The sequence below is a fragment of the Rhizobium sp. NPDC092011 genome (genome assembly GCF_044756305.1).
Taxonomy (GTDB): Bacteria; Pseudomonadota; Alphaproteobacteria; order Rhizobiales; family Rhizobiaceae; genus Rhizobium.
In genome coordinates, this window is sequence record NZ_JBIVSO010000010.1 from 181,499 (window position 1) to 202,429 (window position 20,931).

Genomic DNA, 20,931 nt, shown 5'->3' on the forward strand with positions numbered 1-20,931 from the left:
ATGATGCAGCTTTTTCCGTGCCCATTCTGCGGTCCGCGCAGCGAGAGTGAATTTCATTTCGGAGGCGATTTCGGCAATACGCGGCCGGAAGGCACTGACGTCAGCGACGAAACCTGGTCCTCCTACCTGCACTTGCGCAACAATTCGAAAGGACCGGCATCCGAGGTTTGGATGCACATGACCTGCGGCGAGATATTCCGGATGAACCGCGACACCGTCACCCATGCCGTCGTCTCATCCGACGCCTTTCTCGGAGATCACCAGCCATGACCTCGCATCGCATCGACAGTCTCGGCCGCATTGACCGGTCGAAGCCGATCCGCTTCACTTTTGATGGAGAGGATGTCCATGGTTTTGTCGGCGACACGATTGCCTCCGCCTTTCTTGCAAACGGGATCAGCATCGTCGGCCGCAGCTTTAAATATCATCGCCCGAGGGGAATCTGGGGAGCGGGGGTCGAAGAGCCGAACGCGATCGTGGACGTGATCGCACCCTCTGCCATCCGAAACTGCCGCGCAACGACCGAACTTGCCGTCGACGGCATGGTCGTGCACAGCGTCAATGCCAGTCCGACCGCGGCAAAGGACCGCAACGCGTTCCTCGATCGTTTCGCCCGCTTCATCCCGTCAGCATTCTACTACAAGACGTTCATGTGGCCGGATTGGCATCTCTTCGAGCCACGCATCCGCGCAATGGCTGGCCTTGGCGTGCTCGATCCGAACCTCGATCTGCCGCGCTATTCCGAACAGGTGAACGAGAGTTGCGATCTGCTCGTCGTCGGTGGTGGCGTGGCCGGGCTCTATGCGGCGCTTAAGGCGGCGGAGGCCGGAAAATCGGTCTTTCTATGCGATGACGGTCACGAATTTGGTGGCGTCCTGCTCCATCGGTACGCCATGATAGAGGGCATCGCAGGCGACGAATGGATTTCGAAAACCGTCGCAAGGCTGGCCGAACTCGGGGTATGCCTGCTGCCGCGCACGACAGCGTTTGGTGTTTACGATCATATGTTGGTCGGGCTGAATGAACGCCGAAGGGATGGCGGCGCGGATCGGCTGTGGCGGATCAGGCCCAAGACGATGCTGCTGGCAACGGGAGCCATCGAGCGGCCGCTGCCATTTGCCAATAACGACCTTCCAGGGATCCTGTCGGCGGAGGCGGGGCTTTTCTACCTGCGTCGCCATGGTGTCGCGGTCGGAAAGCATGTGGTGATTGCTGGCAATAATGGTCACATGCAGGAGGTCGCCTCGGCATTGGCGGCGGCAGGGTCGAAGATCACCATCGTCGACTATCGCAAAGGCCAGCGGCTTGCCTCGGCCCATGGCAAGGGCCGGGTCAAGGCGGTGACACTCGATGACGGGACGACGGTCGCCGCGGATGCGGTCCTGACATCCGGCGGCTTCACGCCGACCTTGCATCTCTATTGTCAGGCGCGCGGGAAACTCCGTTTCGACGATGAACTGCTGACCTTTGTTGCCGGCGATGCGTTGGATCAGGTGTTGATTGCAGGTGCTGCAGACGGCCGATTTGACTTGCCGGGCGTGCTGCAGAGTGCCGCGGCGGCCTTGAGCAAGATTGGTGTTGAGATCGGGGCTGTCCCCGACGTCAGATGCGAGGCCGTTGATCCGGCGATCGTCCCCGCATGGCCGCAACCGGGGATGACGGGTCGTGTCTGGCTCGATCTGCAGCACGATGTCACCGTCAAGGACATCGAGCTCGCGGCGCGCGAGAACTTCATTTCGGTCGAACATCTCAAACGCTATACGACACTCGGCATGGCAACCGATCAGGGCAAGACGTCTAACCTCAATGGTCTCGCCTTGATGGCGCAACTTACCGATCGCGCCATTCCGGCTGTGGGTACGACGACATACCGTCCGCCTTTCACGCCGGTGCCGCTTGCTTCGCTCGCGGGCATGCGCGCCGGCCCGCTGATGAATCCGCCGCGGCGACTGGCGCTCGAAAACTCACACCGGGCGGATGGGGCAAATCTGCGCGAATATGGCGGCTGGCTGCGGCCCGCGTGGTATGGCGACATGGCTGAGGAAGCCGCCATTCAATTCGAGGCGAACAGGGCCCGCGAGACCGTCGCGCTTTTCGACGGATCGCCCCTCGGCAAAATCGAGGTTCAAGGTCCGCAGGCGGCGGAGTTTGTCGACTTCGTCTATTATAACACCATGTCAACATTGAAGCCGGGGCGCTGCCGTTATGGCTTGATCCTGAATGAGGCGGGTGTCGTCTATGATGACGGGGTGCTTGTTCGGCTTGAACAGAACCGGTTCCTGGTGTCGTGTTCATCGTCGCATGTGTCAGGCGTTCATGCCCTGCTCGAGGAATGGCGCCAGGACCGGTTCGACCGCAACCGGCTCTTCATTCACGACGCGACGGCCGACAGCGCAACATTGACGGTGTCGGGGCCAAGATCGCGAGCCCTGCTTGAAGCCGTCGATCTTGGAACGCCTCTCCATGACGAGGCTCTGCCGCATATGGCAACGAGCTGGGGCCGTTTCGGCAATGACGCCGTCAGGATTACCCGGGTGAGCTTCACCGGCGATCGCTCCTACGAGCTGTCGATCCGCGCCGACCGGGCCGCAGCACTCTGGTCTCGACTAAAGGAGGCAGGCCGCGCATTCGATGCGGTCCTGCTCGGCCTCGAAGCCCTCATGCTGCTGCGCGCCGAAAAAGGTTTCATCGTGATCGGCAAGGATACGGATGGCCTGACCCTGCCGATGGATTTGGGAGTGTCCACGCCTCTTGCGAAGAAGCCTGTCGATTTCATCGGCCGCCGGTCGCTGCTTACGGAGGAGGCGCGGCGGCAGGATCGCAAACAACTCGTGGGGCTGGAGGTGCTGGAAGGGAATGAACCTTTGGCGGCGGGAGCGCATGGGGTTGAGGCTGTAGCATCCGGCAAGCGCAGCATCGGCTATGTCACCTCCAGCTATTCCAGCCCGGCCTTGAACCGGCCGATTGCACTGGCCCTGATCGAGCGCGGGGCGGCACGTCATGGCGAGGTGATTCAGATCCAGCATTTGGGAGAGATGCGCGATGTCCGCATCGCGCCTCCGTGTGCCTTCGATGCAAAGGGAGAACGGCTCAATGCATAGGTCCGATGCGACGCAGCTCTGGAGAGCGCTCCCGAAGGAGGACTATCGGATCGAGATTGCCGGCGTCCTTGTTCGTATCGTCAATGTCGGCGCCCAATTCCTGGTGAGCGGCGCTCTCGACAAGGCCGCGGACACAGCCGGGGTGAGCCCCGAAGGAGCCGGAGCGCTGGGTCTGGTGACCGGTCCGCGTCTTTCGCTCCGTCTGGCGCGCGAACGTCTTCTGATCGTCTCGGACAATGAGGAGGCTCTCACGCCCGGTTGGCACGACCATGGATATGCCGTTACCTCGATGAGCGGGGCGCTGATCGTCTTCGAAATCGCCGGGCAGCGTGCAATCGAAATCGTCAAGCGCGCGACGACACTGTCCTTGGCGCAGCCTGGGCGCAGTGCAGCGGTCAGTTTTGCTGGTGCAAATGCCTATCTTTATCGCTTTGGCGAGGAGGGCACGATACGCGTGCATATAGACCGGGGTTTGGCCGGTTATCTTTGGCAATGGTTCGAGGAATTCGATCGGCTGACACCCACAGAGGTGGCTGGGCTATAGGGCGTTCTGCAGATCGGACGAAGGGAAGGATAATGAGGTGCATATCGGACCCTTTGCAAAGGACGATACCAGTCATTTCCAGCGACCGCGCAGGGCCAACCAATCTCGTTAGAATCGGGAGCCGAGGCGTCCGGCGCCGAATATGATCGGAGGAATTTCAAATGGAGGGTTGCAGCTTAATCCAAGCAAAATTGGATATTGAACATCACTGTCCACACGTCATATGAAGATGTTGTCACTTTCAGAGCGCAAGGCAAAAAAAGCCGGCTCGAAAAATGGAAGCGACGAGGGAGTTGGCCTCCAACAGGAGGCGCCGCCACGCGGCTATAACAAGGGGAATGAATGAATGAACAAATTTCTGATTATCGGCACGACCATTGGTCTGTTGATGGGAACTGCGGCTCGGGCCGACGACATCACCTTTGCCGTTGCCGGACCTTTGACAGGCCCGCTTGCAACCATTGGTGATCAGTTCAAGCAGGGTGCGCAAGCCGCCGCGGACGCCATCAACGCCAAGGGTGGCGTGCTTGGCCGCAAGATCAAGCTGCAGCTCGAGGACGACCAGTGCGACCCGAAGCAGGCTGTCTCTGTCGCCAACCGCATTGTCGCAAACGGTGTGCAGTTTGTTGACGGCCATGCCTGCTCGGGCTCAAGTATCCCGGCTTCGGCGATCTATGCCGAAAACGGCACCTTGATGATGAGCCCGGCGTCGTCCAACCCCGTCCTGACGGATCAGGCTGCCGCTAAGGGCTGGACCAATATCATGCGTCTCTACACGCGAGACGACGCTCAGGGCGCCTTCATCGGGCCGTGGATTGCAAAGCAATATGCCGGCAAGAACGTTGCGATCCTGCACGACAAGACCGCCTATGGACAGGGTGTTGCCGATGCCGTTCGCGCCACCATGAACCAGGCCGGGCTCAAGGAAATCATGTATGAGGGCATCAATCCCGGCGAAAAGGACTATAACGCTCTCGTCACCAAGCTGAAAAACGCAAAGGTCGATGTCGTCTATTTCGGTGGCTACCATCCCGAAGCCGGCCTGATCCTGCGCCAGTCGGCGGAAGCGAGCTACAAGTTCCAGCTGATCATGCCCGATTCGATCGCCTCGCCGGAATTCTGGCAGGTGGCAGGTCCGGCCGGTGAGGGCACGCTGTTCGTCTTCCCGTCCGATCCGCAGTCAAAGCCGGAGGCGAAGGAAGCGGTCGCGAAGATCCAGGCTGGCGGCTTCAAGCCGGAAGGTTTCACCCTGTTCTCCTACGCCGTTATCCAGGCATTCGCCCAGGGTATCGAACGTGCCGGCTCGGATGATCCGACCAAGGTCGCAGCGGCTCTGAAAGACGGCAAGCCGATCGATACTGTTGTCGGAACCGTGACTTTCGACGAGAAGGGTGACCTGAAGAACGCCAGCTACGACATCAACCGTTGGAGCAATGGCGCCTACGCTCCGATCGCCAAGTAGGATCATAAAAGGCTGATGGACGATGCCGCGTTCGCGCGGCATCGAACGCTCGATGCGGGATGATCATGTTGTGACGATCTTATCCGCACCGAATATGTGCATTGCATCGATGAGCAAGCTTGTGCTCGCGGGAACAGAGGCGGCATTTGACATGATCCCGCCTCTGCCGTTTTCTCCGGAAATATCCCTTACTGCCAATCCGCGCCGACACGCTCGGGCTGACCGCCGAATGCGACGGGACGATCCAGCCCGGTTGCAACGACCGACACCCTGAACACGCCATCGAGGTTGCGATCGAAGATCGCTCCGACGACGATGTCGGCATCGTCGAGAACCTCGTCGCGTATGCGGCTGGCTGCTTCATCCACCTCGAACAGCGTCATGTCCGTTCCGCCGGAAATGGAGATCAGGACGCCTCTTGCGCCCTTCATGCTCATGTCGTCCAGAAGCGGGTTGGCAACGGCGGCTTCCGCCGCTTTCAAGGCGCGGCCCGGGCCCGATGCTTCGCCCGTTCCCATCATTGCGCGACCCATGCCACGCATGACGGTTTTGACGTCGGCAAAATCGAGGTTGATGAGCCCTTCCTTGACGATCAGATCAGTGATGCAGCTCACGCCGGCATAAAGCACCCGGTCGGCCGTCATGAACGCATTGGTGAAGGTGGTCGTGGCGTCAGCGATGCGAAAGAGGTTCTGATTGGGAATGACGATGACGGTATCGGCGCTTTCGCGGAGCCGTTCAATCCCTTCCTCGGCCGTGCGCATGCGACGGTTGCCTTCGAAAGTGAACGGCTTGGTGACGACGCCGACCGTCAGGATACCTGCCTGGCGCGCGACCTTGGCGATGACCGGGGCGGCCCCAGTTCCCGTACCACCGCCCATTCCGGCGGTGATGAAGCACATATGCGTGCCGTGGAGGTGATCCATGATCTCATCGATGGTTTCCTCCGCCGCGGCCCGCCCGATTTCAGGTAGGGATCCTGCGCCAAGGCCTTCGGTGACCTGTGCCCCAAGTTGAATGCGCCTTGCCGCCTTCGACGTCGAAAGCGCCTGCGCATCCGTATTCGCCGCGATGAACTCGACGCCTTCAAGCTCCTCGGTGATCATGTTGTTGATTGCGTTGCCGCCGCCGCCGCCAACGCCCACGATGGAAATCTTGGGAATGACCCCAGATATTGGTGAGCGGATGTCGGCCATGAAGAACTCCATTGTATCAGGTCACTCAAACGGGATCGCTTGAAGCCCTTAAATAGACACCTTGGCGATTCGCTGAAAGAGCGTGATATTAGGGTGTAACATGGGCGTATTGCGGCGGAATCCGTCCATCCCCATAATTTAATGGGTGATGCGCGATAAGGTGACTAGGACTGAGCAGGCAATTTTCGCTGTCACATCGGCGGATGGCTTCAATCCTCTCCATGATGGATGCTCATGGATCCGGCTTGATTGTTCGTGGCTTGGCGCCTTCCGGCACAGAGTTGAACGAAGGTGTTTGCAGCCTTGCGCGCGCGTGCCGCGATCTCCATCGCTTGCGGGCGCTCAGCGACACCCAGCAGAAGGCCGGTCAGCAGATCGCCCCATAAAAGCCCAAGGAACTGATCGGCCCGCTCGGCGGGAGTGCCGTCAAGCAGATCGGCATCTATCGCCAGAAGCATGATCCGGCGCAGTGCGCTGCGCACCGCATCACGTCCAATCGTGTCGAGCGTCAAGGCGACCTCGGGCGCCCGGGCCGCCTCGGCGATTGCCAGTCTGAAGATGGCGATAACCGTTGGATCGCTGATTTCCTGTAGCAGCTGCCTGCCGAAGGAGAACAGGACCTCCGCGAAGCTTTCGCGGTCGCGTGGAGCCGGCAAATCTGCGGAAAGTTGCAAACGACCAGCCCGGCTGCAGATGCAGGCGACCAGCATTTCCTGTTTGTTGCCAACGAGCGAATAGAGTTCCCGTTTCGATACGCGTGCCTGTGTGGCGATTTCGAGGGTGCTGGTCGCCGCATAGCCGTGCTGTGTGAACGCCGTGAATGCCGCTTCGAGAATTCGCTCGCGAACGGCGGCTTCGTCTCCGCTTCCTTTTCGTCGCAACGAGCCTGAAGGCGTCATGGAATCTCCTCGCTTGACTTTGGTACTCATTGGTACCAAATTGACTGGTACGCGATAGTACCAAACGATGAAGCGATTCTCTGCCCCAAAAGATGACGTAGCCTTTCGCATGCAGCGTAGATCGGGCGCGGTCTCATGACTGAGGAATTGGGGCACCGGTACGCAACGCCAACTGGGAGTCTTCGAGCAATGTCACCAGCAATGATCTTCAGCACGCATCTCGTTTTGGGCTACATTCCGTGGCTGTTCTGGTTCAGCGCGTATTTTTGGCCAAAGCTCAGAACCATGGATCGTGTCGAGGCGCAGCGCGCCATTGCGCTCCTTCACAGCTTCCGCTTTTTCGGCCTCGTCTTCATTGTGCCGGGCGTCGTCGGTGCTGCGCTGCCAAAGGAATTCGCCGAGTTCGCCGCCTATGGCGACTTTGCAACGGGGATCTTGGCCATCCTCGCGCTACTGACGATCAGGCTGCCTATCGTGTTCTGGCCGCTGGTCGTCGGGTATAATCTTGTCGGGATGGTGGATATTCTGGTCGACTACTATCATGGCGCGCGTTTCGCTCTTCCGAGCCTGTCCGGACAGCTGGGCGCGGCATATGTGATCCCGATCATCTACGTGCCTCTGCTCATGCTCACCCATTTCGCTGCGGTTTACCTGCTCCTGCGGCGGGGCCATAAAAACGACCGCATCCTGACCAGCGGCGCGGTGCCGTCCTAGTTCGCCGGGCGCGGACTTCGGCCGAGCATAAGCCCGCAATCTTCGTCGCAGTGTTGATGATGACTGCAAACCGGGGAGGAGATAGTTGAGCGCCGATCCGTCGGAGACATGACCAGTGTCACGCTCCTGACGCTCTCATCCCTGAAATATGCCGCCGCCGCACGCCTTTGCCGCATAGAGCGCCTGATCTGCTTTCGTGAAGAGCGCAGTGGGCGTCTCTCCCTGCGTAAAGGCAAGCCCGATCGAGGCGCCGATACTGAAGCTGGATCCGGAGCATTTCATCGGTGCCTTTGCCGTGTCGACCAGGCGCTGAGCGACATGCTCGATCGTTTGCCGATCGACCGCGGGGCCGAAGAGGACGGCGAATTCGTCGCCGCCGATACGGGCGATCAGATCGGCGGATTGGCATGTTGCCGTCAGTCGACGGGTGAACTCGATCAGGCATTCGTCCCCGACACCATGCCCAAGCGTATCGTTGATCTGCTTGAACTGGTCGAGGTCAACGAGCATCAGGGCTCCCCCCGATCCCGCTGGTTGGCAGATCCTGGCGAGCTGCACCTGAAACTGCGTGCGATTGGCAAGACCCGTCATCACATCATGCTCGGCAAGGTGCCGGATATGCTCGAAGGCCGTTTTTTCCTCGGTGATATCCTGCTTGATACCGAAGAGCCCGAGCGGTTCGCCATTTCGGCGCTCGACGGTGGCGAATATTCTGATCCACCTCTTTCCGTTATCCGGCCCCCGGATCTCCGCATCGAGTTTGAAGCCGGAGCCGCGTTCAATCGCATCGCTGCGCAATTTTTCCAGTCGGGCTAGCGATTCTTCCGAGTAGCGTCTCAGGATATCGCTACGCACAAGACCGCGATCGTGTTGAAGACCGAACAGATCGTAGGTTCCGTTGCTCCAGATCAATTGTTCGCTCGGCAATTTGCACTGCCACACGCCCATGGATGCCGTCGCGGATGCGCGCTCGAAGAGCTCGACACCTGCCAACGCAACTTCAACCTCGCGGATCAACTCAGCCTGTTGATCGATTTGCCGACGCAATTGCCAGACGGTTCGTCGGTCGAAAGGGCCTTTCAAGGCGGCGTGAAGGCGCTCCAGCAGGGAGTAGAAGGCGGTCTGTGGCGCGGGCGCTCGATGGCAACCGGACGGATGGAGGCTCAGTTCGGTGTGATCTGCTGAATTTTCCATGTCTTCGCCGACTTGTGAGTGTGCGCCTCTGGAGACAATCCCTATCGTGGAATCGTTAATCTCCGATGAGAATCCGGAATGTTCCTGTTCAAGGCGGGCCGCGAATATTATCGGTCAAAACTGGGTTGAACCGATCTTCCAATTTGCCGGCATTGCAGCTTCGGCGCGCTTGGCTCACGTAAACTTTTTTGGTGTATGTAACATAAAAGCAATCTTAGATTTAATAGGATTGCCTTCCATAAGGACATGCGCGTATTTTCGGCAATCAAGGATTAAATTTAATAAAATAGACAACCTTGAATTATATTTCCTTCCTTTGTCTGTCGCGCGGAAGAAGTGTCGAGGTATTGCCAGTATCTCCACTTTTTCCAAGGTGGTGAGCAGGAAGTATTGCCACGATATTTAGACGATTTTTAACCATCTTCTAATAGTTCGGCTCTTGGGGTGCCTTCGCTCCAACACTGCCATGACGGCATGATTCCAAACACAGACATGCCATTATCGTGCGAATGAACCGCGCACGAACCGGTAGTGCTATACGGGGGGTTCTTTGCGAACACGTTTCAACCTCATGACCAAGATCCTGCTGGCTGCGTCGCTGGCGGTCATCGCCGCCTTCTGCGGCTTTTCGGTCTATATCGACAATCTTCAGCGTACGACCATCGCCGGCGGTGTTGCGTCGGAAATCGACTCTTCGGGCGAGCTTGCCGCGACGGGAATCGCCAATTGGCTGAATGCCCGTGTCATGTTGACCGACTTTGCGGCAGACGTTGCGCGCAAATCGGAAAGCAAGGAGGATGCTCTACGCCGTCTCGACAATCCATTGCTGGCGCGCGAGTTCGCGATGGTCTATTTCGGCAATGAAACAGATGGCAGCTTTGCGCGCCTGCCCGCCGGCGAGATGCCCAAGGGCTTCGATCCGCGCAAACGCGGCTGGTACAAGGATGCGGTCAGGCTTGACGCTCCCTTGTTGACTGATCCCTACAAGGACGCCTCTACCAATGCGCTCGTCATCAGCGCGGCCATTCCGGTCAAGCGCGATGGCAAGCTTCTTGGCGTTGCCGGTACCGATTTTCCGTTGCAGGGATTGCTCGACATGATCGGAAAAGTCGATCTTGGCGGCATGGGTTCGGCCTTTCTCGTCAATAGCGCGGGAACGGTGCTTGTTCATCCCGACGGCGCGCTGGTGTCCAAATCGTTGGCCGATGTTTTTCCACAGAATACACCCTCCATCGATGGCAAGGGCCTCATGGAAACCCAATTGGGCGACAGGTCCGTGCTCGTCAAATTCATGCCGATCAAGGGTCTGCCCGTGAACAATTGGTATCTCTGCCTCATCGTTGACCGCGATGTTGCCTATGCGGGGATCAGCAAATTCCGGGTCGCTGCGGCGATCGGCACCGGCGTCAGCGTTATCGCCATGTTGGGTGTGCTCTATCTGCTGCTGTCGCGGCTAGTCATCAAGCCTGTCGTTCGGATGACCGGAATGATGAGCAAGCTTGCTCGTGGCGATGTCTCCGAACAGATTCCGGACGCAGACCGGGCAGATGAAGTCGGGCAGATGGCGGCGGCGGTTGCCGTTTTCCGAGAGAATATCATCGAGCGAGGACGTCTTGCGCGCGAGGCCGAGCAGAACGAGGCTTTGACCGAACAGGAGCGCCGCGAACGCGAAGCGATCAAGGCGGAGGAAGCCCGAAACATCAACCTTGCCGTGAATGCCGTTGCAGAGGCTTTGGGCAGGCTTGCCGATGGCGATCTGGTTTCGCGCATTGCGACGCCATTTGCCGGAGACCTCGACCGGCTGCGCAATGACTTCAACCACTCGGTTTCGAAGCTGCACCAGGCGATGTCGACCGTCGGCGAAAAGGCGATGGCCATCGACGGCGGCGCCAGCGAAATCCGCGCTTCAGCCGATCAACTGGCACGGCGCACCGAGCAACAGGCGGCCTCCGTCGAGGAAACCGCCGCGGCGTTGGAAGAGATCACCACAACCGTCAGGGATTCCAGCCGCCGGGCCGAAGAGGTGGGCCTGCTCGTGGCGCGTGCGCGCACCGGAGCGGAAAAATCCGGTGAAGTCGTGCGTCGTGCGGTCTCGGCCATGCAGGGGATCGAGCAGTCCTCGGGCGAAATCTCCAATATCATCGGTGTGATCGACGATATCGCCTTCCAGACCAACCTGCTGGCTCTCAATGCCGGCGTGGAGGCTGCCCGGGCCGGCGAAGCCGGCAAGGGGTTTGCCGTTGTTGCGCAGGAGGTGCGGGAATTGGCACAGCGTTCGGCCAACGCGGCAAAGGAGATCAAGGCATTGATCACCACTTCGGGCGACCAGGTCCGATCGGGTGTGGCGCTGGTCGATGAGACCGGCGCAGCGCTCGAAGCGATCGTCCGCGAGGTGCAGGAAATCAACACGCATGTCGATGCGATCGTTCTTTCCGCTCGGGAGCAGTCGACCGGTCTCCAGGAAATCAACACCGCCGTGAACACGATGGATCAGGGTACGCAGCAGAACGCGGCCATGGTGGAAGAGCAAACGGCGGCAAGCCACGGACTTGCAGTCGAGGCCCAGGCGCTTAACACCCTGCTGGCTCAATTCCAGCTCAACGGGGCGGGAGCTCCCCTGCAGGCGATGCATGCGAGAATGGGCCGCGCTGCTTAGTTTTCGAGCGCCTGCCAAGCGGTTCTTCCGTCGAACGGGCAGAATATGCCTGTCGGACCCGCAAGCACTTTGCTAAGTAAATTCGAGCGCCCCACTTTCGTGGTGGGGCGCTTTTTGATTGGCGCACCCTGTCTGAAACGATGGCGAGCGATTTTTGGAGATGAGAGAATGGAAGTGGCCTACGCACCGGAACTCACCATATGTGGCATCGAGGAACTGCCGGCACACAGCGCCCGCAAGGTGACGCATGTGCTCTCGATCATTGATCCCGATCGTGCGGAACTAGACGCGTTCGCATCCTATGGAGATCATGTTCGTACCACATTGCGCTTCCATGATATCATTGCAGCTATACCGGGTCAGATCATGCCGGCGCCCGATCACGTCGAAGACATTCTGAAATTCGGCGAGGCTTTCCTCGCGCGCGCCGATCGCGCCGCGTCGAGCCATGTTCTGGTGCATTGCCATATGGGCGTCTCACGCTCGACGGCGGCGATGATGTCCTTGATGGCGCAGGCCAATCCGGAAGAGTCCGCCGAGGGGCTCTTTCTTCGCCTGGCTAAGATCCGCCCGCAGGCCTGGCCCAATTCGCGGATGATCGCTTTTGCGGACGAGCAGCTTGGCCGAAATGGCGAGCTGACGGCTGCGCTGCGCCGTCACTATGGCCGTCAGATCACGATGCAGCCGGAACTCAGCGATTGGATGACCCGGCTTGGCCGACAGGCCGAAGTCGATATGGCGCAACACAGCGCGTGAGAGCTATCGCCTTCGCGCCGGCAAGCCGGTAACGGATTCATCCATCAAAGACGTTCCAGCCAGGCGTCAAGCATTCGCTTGATGGCGGTACCTGCCGGTTCATGTCGCGCAAAGGCCCAAAGCGTGTGGGCGCCTTGCCACAGGGCGACCATCTCCCAGCCGAGGCGCGTTGCTTGCTCGGGGTCGTCGGACAGGCGCCCGCCGAGCGCATTGGCAAGGCTTCCGATCCAGGCTGCACCACGAGCTCGCAGCTTGGGGTTTCGTATGTCTTCTCTCAGGAGGAGCAATCCGTCGGTTACATCGCGCTCGGCGGTCTCGGGAGGCATCAGGCGCATAAGAAGGTTTACGGCACCTTCCGGTGTCGGCGCCGCTTCGGCATCGGCGGCCGCCGTTTCTGCCTCAAGTTTTTCCCAGGCACGCATCAGGATGGCTTCGACAAGAGCCTCCCTGTCACCATATCGTTGCACCAGGGCTGCAGGGGATAGGCCGCATGCCCTGGCGCTTCTTGCGAAGGTAAGCCCGTCAGGGCCCGTCTCCACAACCAGCTCGATAAGGATGTCGAGCAACTGCTCATCGGAAATTGTCTTGTGTCTTGGCATGTTTATTTATAAACGTATATTTAGTTATTAATCAAGAGAGAAGAGCATGGCGAGGATTTTGGGCTATATCGCAACTAGTCTGGATGGGATGATCGTTGCCGAGAATGACGACCTTGAATGGCTGTTCAAATATGAGAGCATGGACCTCGGCGAGCACGACTATAGCGCCTTTCTCAAGGGGATCGGCACCGTCGTCATGGGACGTGGAACCTATGATTTCATCGCAAAGGATCCGTCGCCCTGGGCTTACAGCGACCAGCGCGTCATCGTGGTTACGTCTCGGCCGATTGAGAATCCGAAAGGGATACTGACCGTTCGCGGCGATGTCGATGCTCTCATCACCGAGCTACGCGCCCTGACGGATGGAGACGTCTGGATGCTCGGCGGCGGCCAGCTGCAAATGGCTTTCCTCGAACGAGGCGCACTCGACGAGATCGAGATCTATATCATACCGGAGCTGCTCGGCGGCGGCCGGCCGCTCTTTCCGCTAACCGGCTTCCGTGCAAGTCCGACGCTTGTCAGCGCCAAGGCAATCGACAGGGGCTGTGTGCGGCTGCACTATAGAATGGAGCCCAGATAGAATGGCTTTCAGGACGCGATAGTTTTCTGCGAGGGAATATCGCGAACGGTGGTTTCTGCGGGAGCTCGGGTTTAAAGTTCTTTCGTGGGAGCCTCAGCTAAGCCAGGTGGCTTGCCTTGGAACTAGGGGACGGATTGTCCGGCGGTGGTGAGCATTCGGGCCGGCAATCCGCGACGGGAGTGTTGCCGTTTCGGCAATGAAAGAGGCGAAAATCAGCGCTTCTTCAGAACGCCCTTGTTTGCCATAGTTTACGGAAAGCGCCCTTGAGAGCGCTGCGAGGCGAGCATCATGGCTTACGTGATTACCGAACCCTGTATCGACACGAAGGATGGAGCCTGCACGGTCGCCTGTCCCGTCGACTGCATCTACGAGGGCGGCAGGATGTTCTACATCCAGCCGGACGAATGCATCAATTGCGGGCTCTGCCTTTCCGTATGCCCGGTCGACGCTATCTTGTGGGACGAGGAAATGCCGGTGGAGCGGCTCTTCCTGCGTGACGTCAATCGCGACTTTTTTGCCGACGACGTCACAGGCTGGGGCGCGCCCGGCGGCTGGGACAAGAGCCGTACGACCAGCCTCGATCACCCTTTCGTTGCGGCCTATCGCGACCAGTCTGAAAACCGAGTTTAATAAGCAGGGAGGAGCCTTTCGTGACGCAGACCCGGATTGCCGGCGTGATCGCCGCCGTGACGACGCCGTTTGACAAACACGGCGATATTGATACGGACGCTTTCATCGAGCATGGTCGCTGGTGCCTGGACAATGGCTGCGATTTTCTGAACGTGCTGGGCACGACAGGCGAAGCCAATTCCCTTTCGGCTGCCCAGCGAAGCTCTCTCATGGTGAAGGCGGCACAGGGATTGGATGCCGACAGGCTGATGGTCGGTACCGGCACGCCCGATCTCGAGACGACGGTGGCGCTGACGCGGCGCGCCTTCGATCTCGGCTTTGCAGCAGCGCTCGTACTGCCACCCTATTACTACAAGCCGGTGGAAGAAGACGGACTATTTGCCTGGTTTGCCGAGCTTGTGAGAATGACGGCTGAAACCCCGGTTCCGATCTATCTCTACAATTTCCCGCAACTGACCGGCATCGAGTTCTCGCCGGCTCTATCGGCCCGGCTTGCACAGGCCTTTCCGGAGCGGGTTCATGGGGCGAAGGACAGTTCCGGCAATCTTGGTTATGCGCGGGAGCTTGCGAAGATCGAGGGTTTCGCCGTGTTCCCGAGCAATGAGGCGGCGCTTGCCGATGTCGATCGCGATGGCTATGCGGGCTGCATCTCCGCGACCGTCAATATCGATCCCGGCTCGTCACAGCAGCTGTGGCGCGATCAGAAAAATGCCGGGCTGCTGGAGCAGGTACGTGGGCTGCGGCAGGCGATCGCCGCCCATCCTCTCATTCCCGCGGTCAAGCATCTTGTCGGCAGACGCACCGGAAATGTCGTCTGGAACAGACTTTTGCCACCGCAGCTGCCGATTACCGACAAAAAGAGGCTCGATGCTCTTAATGCATTGAATGTCAGGACACTGGCCGACGCATGATGTTGTTTTGGCCCGGTTTCACGCGCTGCCGGGCCAACTCGCATAATAAGCGCGGGTCGCCGCCGAAAGGGCGCTGACGAGAGGCCTTTGTCTTTCGAGCCTCGGCAGATCGGTTCTCGCCTGTGCCAGCAGTTCGCAGAGGGCCGCGTCGAAATCGACGCGTGTCAGCAGTCCGTTGCGCATGATTTCCCGGTCGGCGACCACGAGCCCCGTGGCATAACGGGCACTCATGCGGTTCAGCAGGATTTCCGCCTCGTCGACGTCGTCGAACAGCGCGTCGGCGATCAGCGCCTGATAGTCGATGATCGTGAAATCCCCCGCGCCCGCTGCGTTGATCACCTGACGGCCGACTTTAATTGCCGCATCGAACAGGTTACAGGCCCCCAGCCGTCGCGACAGGCCGTGCCCGCCCTGCAGCAGATAGAGGAGCCGCATTTCCCGCCAGAGATCCTGATCGTCGTCCAGTCCGGTGCCGTCGAGGCCGATGGCAAAGGCTGGGCCGCCATGTTCGATCGTAGATGCGATCGGAGCAATGCCCGAGCGCAGGCGCAGATTGGCCGAGGGATTGCTGACCAGTTGCACACCGCGTTCGGCAAGCAGCTCCAGTTCATCCGGGCGCAGCTGAACGCCATGGGCAATGGCGAGACGCGGCGACAGGAAGCCGATCCTGTCGAGATAGGGGACGATACCATCGGGAAAGCGTCGATCGAGCCATATGCGCTGGCGCGGGCTCTCGAGCAGATGCATATGAATGCGCCGGCCATGAAGCGCCGAAGCCTCGGCAATCGCCTCCAGAAGCGCGTTCGAGCACCATTGCGGTCCGATAGGTCCGTATTGCACGTCGATCAATGGGTTCGTATTGGCCGCTGCAACGGCCTCGACAGCGGCGAGCTGTGTATCGACGGATGCATAATTGGGAATGGTTCCGGAAAGCGCATGCCAGTCGTCTTCGCGCAGAAAAGGCTGCAATCGCTGCGGACCGCCATCATAGGCCCATGCATCATGATCGAGCAACGGGCAGGAGAGGGCAAGCCGAATGCCGACATCGCCAGCGGCTCGCATGACCGCGCTCGCCTCATCGACCAGACGGTCGGCATTCAGGGAGTTGTGACAATGCATCGTCGCGCCGATCCCTGCCCTGGCTAACCGGCCAAAGGCGACCAGCGCTTCAAGGTAGGGGTCGGTGCGCGGCCGCAGCCGGAGGCCCGGTATCCAGACCTCAAGCGCATCGTCGACAGCGCCGAAATCGAGGGTGCGGATGCCATAGCCATGGTCATGGGCGTTGACGGGCGAGGGGATGACGAGATCGCCGGGATTGAGACGAACGGATTGGAGCGCCGGCGGCAGGTTTGCCCCTTGCTCGATCCTTTCAGCAGGTTCGTGACCCGGATTGAGCAGCAGTCGCACGGTCATGTTGGCTTTCCTCTATCGCGAGACCAGCGTGTTGATCTTCCCGGCGAATTTCGACAATTCCTCGCCCATCGATTGGGCGACGACCTCTGTTGCATGGGTGAGTTGGCGGCGGCGCGACACGACGATGCCGACTTCGAGGTCCTGCAGCTTCGACCCCGCGATCGAAAGCGCGACGGCGTCGCCGGCCTCCAGCTCGCGCAGCAGGCCCAGCGGTGTGAAGAAGGCGACACCTTCGCCGGCAAGGATCATCGGTTTCAGCATCATCTGATTGTTCGTCGCGACAAGCGTGCGCCCGACGCGGTTAAGCGCACCGAGTTCGACTGCGATCATCGAACTCATGACTTCGTTATCGAGCTGAAGCAGCATGTTGAACTGAGCGCATTCCTGCAGTGTCACTGACTTTTGCCGGGCAAGCGGATGTGTCTTGGCGACGATCGCCATCAACGGCATGCGCACGCCATGGATCAGCTTCATGTCATGCGGCCGGGCAAGATCAAAGGTGACGCCGATGTCGACGTCACCTTCGGCGAGAAAGCGGAAGATATTGTTGTAGTTATCGGTGCGGATGCGAAAATCGACGGCCGGATGCCTCTTGTGAAAGCCGGAGACGAATTCCGGCAGGAACTGGATCGCCAAGCTATCCAGGGCGGCGATGTGGACGCGGCCGGTATTCTTGCCGTGGAGATCGCCGAGATTGGACTTCATGATCTCATATTCGTGCAGCGTCTCCTTGGCGTGGCGCAGCACGATTTCGCCGGCCGATGTCAGCCGGAGCCCATCGGAGAAGCGCTCGAACAGCGGTGTTCCGAGCTCGTCTTCCAGTTTCTTGATCTGGCGGCTGACGGCCGAGGTCGCGACATGCAGCTCTTCGGATGCCTTGCGGATCGATCCGGAGCGCGCGACCTCGGCAAAATACTTCAGGATGCTGGCATGCATGAAAAGCCCTCGGCGATCTCGAAGCTATAGCACGCCTATATGCCGCGCCAAACGGGCGCTCGCTTCTCCCGAAATGCCGCTACACCTTCCATGGCGTCCTCGCTTTTCAACGCCTTGATGAGCGCCGGTGTCCTGAGCGCTTGAGCCTCGGCCGGGCTCAAATGCGCGGTGCGATTGACCGTCTGCTTGATGGCGCGCAGCGACAATGGTGCGCAGGCGACGATGTCGGAGGTCCAGCGATCGACGGCGGCATCGAGTTCGGCAGCCGACACAACCTCGTTAATGATGCCATAGCTTGCCATTTCCTGCGCGCTGAACTGCCGACCGGTCAGCATGACGGCCATGGCGCGGTTGAAAGGGATCTTGCGCTGGAGGAGCACCATGCCGCCATCGAGCGGCATGCGGCCGACGCGAGCCTCCGGTAGGCCGAAGCGTGCCGTTTCCACGGCGATGACGATGTCGCAGCCGAGCACCATCTCGAATCCACCGCCAAGCGCATAACCATTGACGCGGGCAATCACGGGCACGTCCAGCGAGCGACGGAAGGCAAGGCCGCCGAACCCGTTTTCCCGCCCGACCGTCCAGTAGTCGACACCGGAACTGCCGCTGCCGCCCTTCAGATCGGCGCCTGCGCAGAAGGCCTTTTCGCCGGAGCCGGTCAGCACGACGCAGCTGATGTCGTCGCGTCTTTCGATCTCTGTCCAGATCGCCTCGAGTTCCGCTTCGGTTTCGGCATCGACGGCGTTCATCCGGTCGGGCCGATCAAGCGTGACGCGGGCGACGCGGTCCTTAACCGTGAAGGAGATGCTCATGCCGCGTCTCCCTGTACTGCGGAAAGCGACGCCAGAATCTCGTCATTGTGCTGGCCGAGCTGCGGCGGTGAGATCCGCACCGTCACCTGGGCGGCCGACATGTCGATCGGCGAGCCGATCAGGCGGATCGGGCCGGCTGCTGTTTCGCCTGCCTCCAGGATCATTTTGTTGATGATCGTCTGTTCGTCCTTCAGTGCCTCGGGCAGCGAGCGCACGGGTGCGCAGAGGATGTCGACGCCCTCCAGCCGTGCGATCCAGTGGTCGGTACTGTTCCTGGCGAAGTTCTCACGAAAGATCGCCTGCAGCTCCGGCCGCCGCGCCATCTGTGCATCGAAATCCTTGTATTGCGGATATTGCGAGAGGTCCTCGATCTCGAGCGCCTCGCAGATGTCGCGCAACGGATTTGGCTTGAAGGCGCCGACCATGACGATTGCGCTGTCCGTCGTCTCGAAGACGCCGGTCAGCGGGAAGGCCCCCCAGTTCAGATCCCTCTGCCGCATCAGATGCGTCGTGCCTTCCTGCATCTGCATGGCGATCATGGAGTTGTAGAGGCTGACGGCAACTTGCTGGCCTTCGCCCGTCTTGTCGCGTTGTAAAAGGGCGAGCAGAATGCCCTGGACGAGATGCATGCCGGCGGAATAATCGGCGAGCGGCGTCGCGTAGATCGACGTCGGGTGGCTATTGTCCGACTTGCGGCGCATGACGCCGGAAACCGCCTGCGCCAGTACATCCTGGCCGCCCTTGTGCTGGTAGGGGCCGGTCAGCCCGAAACCGGTGCCGACGGCATAGATCAGGCGAGAATTGATCTTTTTCAGGTCCTCATAGCCGAAACCCATGCGCTCCATGACACCGGGTCGGAAGTTGTTGACGACCACGTCGGCCGTTTCGAGCAGCACCTGGACTGTCTTGCGGGCGCTGGGCTCTTTCAGATCCAAGGCCAGGCTCTTCTTGTTGCGGTTCAGGGAGCAGAAGACCGGGTTGTTGAGCCCGTCGGGATCCGAGCCGAGCGACCAGCGCGAGAGATCGCCGATCTTCACCTTCTCGATCTTGATGACTTCGGCGCCATAGTCGGCCAGGACCTGCGTGCAGGAGGGGCCGAGCATCACCTGGGTGAAATCGATCACGCGGATACCGTCGAGGGGTAAAGTCGTCATTCTGCTGCCTCCAAATATGTCGCGTTTTCCGAGGGTATGTCGCCGGGATCGGCGCCCTGGGCCCGCATCTGCTTCTGAATTGCCCGGATGTCGGCCTTGCGCACGGTCGTTCCGGCGTTGAGGGCAACGGTTGCGGCGACACCTGCCGCTTCGCCCATTGCCATGCAGGGGGGGATCTCGCGACTGGACTTCTGCGCCTGCGGTGTTGCCGAATAGTGCCGGCCAGCAACGATCAGCTGGTCGACCTCCTTCGGCAGCATGGAGCGATAGGGCGTGTAGTAGTCGCGGCCGCGGCAGACCGTGTCGGTGAAATGGCGGCGGGTCATGACGTCGTCCTTCGTCACCACATAATCGCCCTGCAACAAGCGTGTCTGACGCACGCCGGTCTGCGGCGCGAAATCGACGACATAGGCATTCTCGAACCCCGGCATCTTTTCGCGGGCAAAGTCGAGTAGCTTGGCGATCCGCGCGCGGCCGTCCATCTCCGCCTTGGTCAGGTCTTCGACCTTGAGGCCGCTTAGCGTCGGCATGTGCGGGCAGTTCAGCCAGACGACGCCGGGCAGCGGCGTCTTCAGCCACCAGAAGGACCAGCACCCACCGATCAGCCGCTTGGCTTCGTGATCGAGCGCCTTGAAAGCTTCGGGCTCCTGCCGCTCGAAACGCTCAGCTGCCTCCGTATCGATCCCACCCCAACGCGACACCGTCGTCAGGATGAAATTGGATTCGACATGGGAAGCGCCGGCGCTTGCCGCGACATCGAGATCGCCCGTCGTGTCGATGACGACATCGCCGAGGATCGCCTGCATGCCCTCTTTCGTCTGGCAGATCACGCCCTTGATTGCTCCACCCTCGACGATCGCCGAGGAGAACCAGCTATGGGTTCTAAGCTTGATCTTGGCTTCGCCGATCATGTCATAGGCGGCGCGCTTGAAGGCGTCGGGATCGAAGGCGGCCGAAAAGCAGATCGGATGCGGCATCGACTGCGTGTGGAAGTCGAACAGCCCCCAACGCGCCCAACGCTGCCAGGCCTCCGGCGTGTCGCGAAATTCGATCAGGCGATCGCGGTCGGTCGGCGTCACGCAGAGCCCCCAGCGCTGCATGCGCTCGATCATTTCCATGCAGATGCCGCGCACGGTGATTTCGAGCTCGTTGATCATGTCGTCGAGCACCAGCACCATGCCCCCGGCAGCAAGCCCGCCGACATAGGGATAGCGCTCAAGGAGAGTGACGCTTGCGCCGTTGCGCGCTGCCGAAACGGCTGCGGCAATCCCGGCCGGACCTCCGCCGACGACAACCACATCGGAGCGATCGACGACACGGATATCCCGTGCAGGCTGGCGAATAACCTGTTCCATTGGTGTTTCCTCGATGTTT

General features: G+C 60.1%; 19 protein-coding genes. 10 read left to right on the plus strand and 9 right to left on the minus strand.

The genetic code is table 11. The features are described from left to right. Positions 1-3: 3 nt before the first annotated feature. The 4 genes from ACIQJ2_RS29225 to ACIQJ2_RS29240 all read left to right on the plus strand — a co-directional run bounded on the left by ACIQJ2_RS29225 (position 4) and on the right by ACIQJ2_RS29240 (position 5,107). Positions 4-270 carry a sarcosine oxidase subunit delta gene (locus tag ACIQJ2_RS29225; protein WP_400746662.1) on the plus strand — a complete coding sequence of 89 codons (267 nt, stop codon included), beginning with the start codon at positions 4-6 and terminating at the stop codon, positions 268-270. After that, entirely contained in the window at positions 267-3,101 is a 2,835-nt protein-coding gene (locus tag ACIQJ2_RS29230) for a 2Fe-2S iron-sulfur cluster-binding protein (protein WP_400672523.1), read from the plus strand. The genes ACIQJ2_RS29225 and ACIQJ2_RS29230 overlap by 4 nt, the downstream gene beginning before the upstream one ends. Continuing rightward, the gene (locus tag ACIQJ2_RS29235; RefSeq protein WP_400672525.1) at positions 3,094-3,645 is read left to right on the plus strand and encodes a hypothetical protein; all 552 of its coding nucleotides are present in this window, start codon (positions 3,094-3,096) and stop codon (positions 3,643-3,645) included. The genes ACIQJ2_RS29230 and ACIQJ2_RS29235 overlap by 8 nt, the downstream gene beginning before the upstream one ends. Before the next feature lie 346 nt (positions 3,646-3,991). Next, positions 3,992-5,107, plus strand: a complete 1,116-nt coding sequence (locus ACIQJ2_RS29240) for a branched-chain amino acid ABC transporter substrate-binding protein (RefSeq protein WP_199150644.1) — start codon at positions 3,992-3,994, stop codon at positions 5,105-5,107. 188 nt (positions 5,108-5,295) lie between these two features. Here the strand turns inward: ACIQJ2_RS29240 and ftsZ are convergent, their stop codons facing one another. Continuing rightward, positions 5,296-6,303: a cell division protein FtsZ gene (gene ftsZ / locus ACIQJ2_RS29245; RefSeq protein WP_199150645.1), complete on the minus strand. Its 1,008-nt coding sequence runs from the start codon at positions 6,301-6,303 to the stop codon at positions 5,296-5,298. Positions 6,304-6,512: 209 nt separating this feature from the next. Next, complete coding sequence (locus ACIQJ2_RS29250) at positions 6,513-7,202, minus strand: TetR/AcrR family transcriptional regulator (RefSeq protein ID WP_400672528.1); 690 nt, start codon at positions 7,200-7,202, stop codon at positions 6,513-6,515. Between the two features lie 189 nt (positions 7,203-7,391). Here ACIQJ2_RS29250 and ACIQJ2_RS29255 point away from each other — a divergent pair, with 189 nt between their 5' ends. Beyond that, complete coding sequence (locus ACIQJ2_RS29255; RefSeq protein WP_400672672.1) at positions 7,392-7,916, plus strand: hypothetical protein; 525 nt, start codon at positions 7,392-7,394, stop codon at positions 7,914-7,916. 135 nt (positions 7,917-8,051) lie between these two features. Here the strand turns inward: ACIQJ2_RS29255 and ACIQJ2_RS29260 are convergent, their stop codons facing one another. After that, positions 8,052-9,110, minus strand: a complete 1,059-nt coding sequence (locus ACIQJ2_RS29260) for a diguanylate cyclase domain-containing protein (RefSeq protein ID WP_400672531.1) — start codon at positions 9,108-9,110, stop codon at positions 8,052-8,054. 550 nt (positions 9,111-9,660) lie between these two features. Here ACIQJ2_RS29260 and ACIQJ2_RS29265 point away from each other — a divergent pair. Then, entirely contained in the window at positions 9,661-11,766 is a 2,106-nt protein-coding gene (locus ACIQJ2_RS29265) for a methyl-accepting chemotaxis protein (RefSeq protein ID WP_400672534.1), read from the plus strand. Between the two features lie 168 nt (positions 11,767-11,934). Continuing rightward, on the plus strand, positions 11,935-12,522 hold the full coding sequence (locus ACIQJ2_RS29270; RefSeq protein ID WP_400672537.1) for a tyrosine phosphatase family protein: 588 nt from the start codon (positions 11,935-11,937) through the stop codon (positions 12,520-12,522). Between the two features lie 44 nt (positions 12,523-12,566). Here ACIQJ2_RS29270 and ACIQJ2_RS29275 read toward each other — a convergent pair whose 3' ends face one another. Beyond that, the gene (locus ACIQJ2_RS29275) at positions 12,567-13,121 is read right to left on the minus strand and encodes a TetR/AcrR family transcriptional regulator (RefSeq protein ID WP_400672540.1); all 555 of its coding nucleotides are present in this window, start codon (positions 13,119-13,121) and stop codon (positions 12,567-12,569) included. Positions 13,122-13,167: 46 nt separating this feature from the next. On the opposite strand from ACIQJ2_RS29275, the gene ACIQJ2_RS29280 reads away from it, so the two are divergent. The 3 genes from ACIQJ2_RS29280 (at position 13,168) to ACIQJ2_RS29290 (ending at position 15,242) form a co-directional block, all read left to right on the plus strand. Next, positions 13,168-13,701, plus strand: coding sequence for a dihydrofolate reductase family protein (locus tag ACIQJ2_RS29280; RefSeq protein WP_400672542.1), 534 nt, complete (start codon positions 13,168-13,170; stop codon positions 13,699-13,701). A 288-nt stretch (positions 13,702-13,989) separates the two neighbouring features. Continuing rightward, positions 13,990-14,331 carry a ferredoxin gene (gene fdxA / locus ACIQJ2_RS29285; RefSeq protein ID WP_199150653.1) on the plus strand — a complete coding sequence of 114 codons (342 nt, stop codon included), beginning with the start codon at positions 13,990-13,992 and terminating at the stop codon, positions 14,329-14,331. 20 nt (positions 14,332-14,351) lie between these two features. After that, positions 14,352-15,242, plus strand: a complete 891-nt coding sequence (locus tag ACIQJ2_RS29290) for a dihydrodipicolinate synthase family protein (protein WP_400672545.1) — start codon at positions 14,352-14,354, stop codon at positions 15,240-15,242. 18 nt (positions 15,243-15,260) lie between these two features. On the opposite strand, the gene ACIQJ2_RS29295 is transcribed toward ACIQJ2_RS29290, so the two are convergent. The 5 genes from ACIQJ2_RS29295 to ACIQJ2_RS29315 are packed head-to-tail and all read right to left on the minus strand — an operon-like array spanning position 15,261 to position 20,912. Further along, a complete protein-coding gene (locus ACIQJ2_RS29295; protein WP_400672547.1) occupies positions 15,261-16,655 on the minus strand; it encodes an amidohydrolase family protein in 1,395 nt (464 codons plus the stop codon). A gap of 12 nt (positions 16,656-16,667) precedes the next feature. Beyond that, entirely contained in the window at positions 16,668-17,591 is a 924-nt protein-coding gene (locus ACIQJ2_RS29300; RefSeq protein WP_199150656.1) for a LysR family transcriptional regulator, read from the minus strand. Positions 17,592-17,626: 35 nt separating this feature from the next. Beyond that, the gene (locus ACIQJ2_RS29305; RefSeq protein ID WP_400672550.1) at positions 17,627-18,403 is read right to left on the minus strand and encodes an enoyl-CoA hydratase-related protein; all 777 of its coding nucleotides are present in this window, start codon (positions 18,401-18,403) and stop codon (positions 17,627-17,629) included. Continuing rightward, positions 18,400-19,557 (minus strand): CaiB/BaiF CoA transferase family protein, encoded by a 1,158-nt coding sequence (locus ACIQJ2_RS29310; protein ID WP_400672553.1) that lies wholly within the window; start codon positions 19,555-19,557, stop codon positions 18,400-18,402. Before ACIQJ2_RS29310 ends, ACIQJ2_RS29305 begins: the two co-directional genes overlap by 4 nt. Further along, positions 19,554-20,912 carry an FAD-dependent oxidoreductase gene (locus tag ACIQJ2_RS29315; RefSeq protein ID WP_400672556.1) on the minus strand — a complete coding sequence of 453 codons (1,359 nt, stop codon included), beginning with the start codon at positions 20,910-20,912 and terminating at the stop codon, positions 19,554-19,556. Before ACIQJ2_RS29315 ends, ACIQJ2_RS29310 begins: the two co-directional genes overlap by 4 nt. Positions 20,913-20,931 lie beyond the last annotated feature (19 nt).

Bases quoted from the DNA above. Each gene is read 5' to 3' on its own strand.
- ACIQJ2_RS29225 (WP_400746662.1), top strand. From the start codon at position 4: ATGCAGCTTTTTCCGTGCCCATTCTGCGGTCCGCGCAGCGAGAGTGAA.
- ACIQJ2_RS29230 (WP_400672523.1), top strand. From the start codon at position 267: ATGACCTCGCATCGCATCGACAGTCTCGGCCGCATTGACCGGTCGAAG.
- ACIQJ2_RS29235 (WP_400672525.1), top strand. From the start codon at position 3,094: ATGCATAGGTCCGATGCGACGCAGCTCTGGAGAGCGCTCCCGAAGGAG.
- ACIQJ2_RS29240 (WP_199150644.1), top strand. From the start codon at position 3,992: ATGAACAAATTTCTGATTATCGGCACGACCATTGGTCTGTTGATGGGA.
- ftsZ (WP_199150645.1), bottom strand. From the start codon at position 6,303: ATGGCCGACATCCGCTCACCAATATCTGGGGTCATTCCCAAGATTTCC.
- ACIQJ2_RS29250 (WP_400672528.1), bottom strand. From the start codon at position 7,202: ATGACGCCTTCAGGCTCGTTGCGACGAAAAGGAAGCGGAGACGAAGCC.
- ACIQJ2_RS29255 (WP_400672672.1), top strand. From the start codon at position 7,392: ATGTCACCAGCAATGATCTTCAGCACGCATCTCGTTTTGGGCTACATT.
- ACIQJ2_RS29260 (WP_400672531.1), bottom strand. From the start codon at position 9,110: ATGGAAAATTCAGCAGATCACACCGAACTGAGCCTCCATCCGTCCGGT.
- ACIQJ2_RS29270 (WP_400672537.1), top strand. From the start codon at position 11,935: ATGGAAGTGGCCTACGCACCGGAACTCACCATATGTGGCATCGAGGAA.
- ACIQJ2_RS29275 (WP_400672540.1), bottom strand. From the start codon at position 13,121: ATGCCAAGACACAAGACAATTTCCGATGAGCAGTTGCTCGACATCCTT.
- ACIQJ2_RS29280 (WP_400672542.1), top strand. From the start codon at position 13,168: ATGGCGAGGATTTTGGGCTATATCGCAACTAGTCTGGATGGGATGATC.
- fdxA (WP_199150653.1), top strand. From the start codon at position 13,990: ATGGCTTACGTGATTACCGAACCCTGTATCGACACGAAGGATGGAGCC.
- ACIQJ2_RS29295 (WP_400672547.1), bottom strand. From the start codon at position 16,655: ATGACCGTGCGACTGCTGCTCAATCCGGGTCACGAACCTGCTGAAAGG.
- ACIQJ2_RS29300 (WP_199150656.1), bottom strand. From the start codon at position 17,591: ATGCATGCCAGCATCCTGAAGTATTTTGCCGAGGTCGCGCGCTCCGGA.
- ACIQJ2_RS29305 (WP_400672550.1), bottom strand. From the start codon at position 18,403: ATGAGCATCTCCTTCACGGTTAAGGACCGCGTCGCCCGCGTCACGCTT.
- ACIQJ2_RS29310 (WP_400672553.1), bottom strand. From the start codon at position 19,557: ATGACGACTTTACCCCTCGACGGTATCCGCGTGATCGATTTCACCCAG.
- ACIQJ2_RS29315 (WP_400672556.1), bottom strand. From the start codon at position 20,912: ATGGAACAGGTTATTCGCCAGCCTGCACGGGATATCCGTGTCGTCGAT.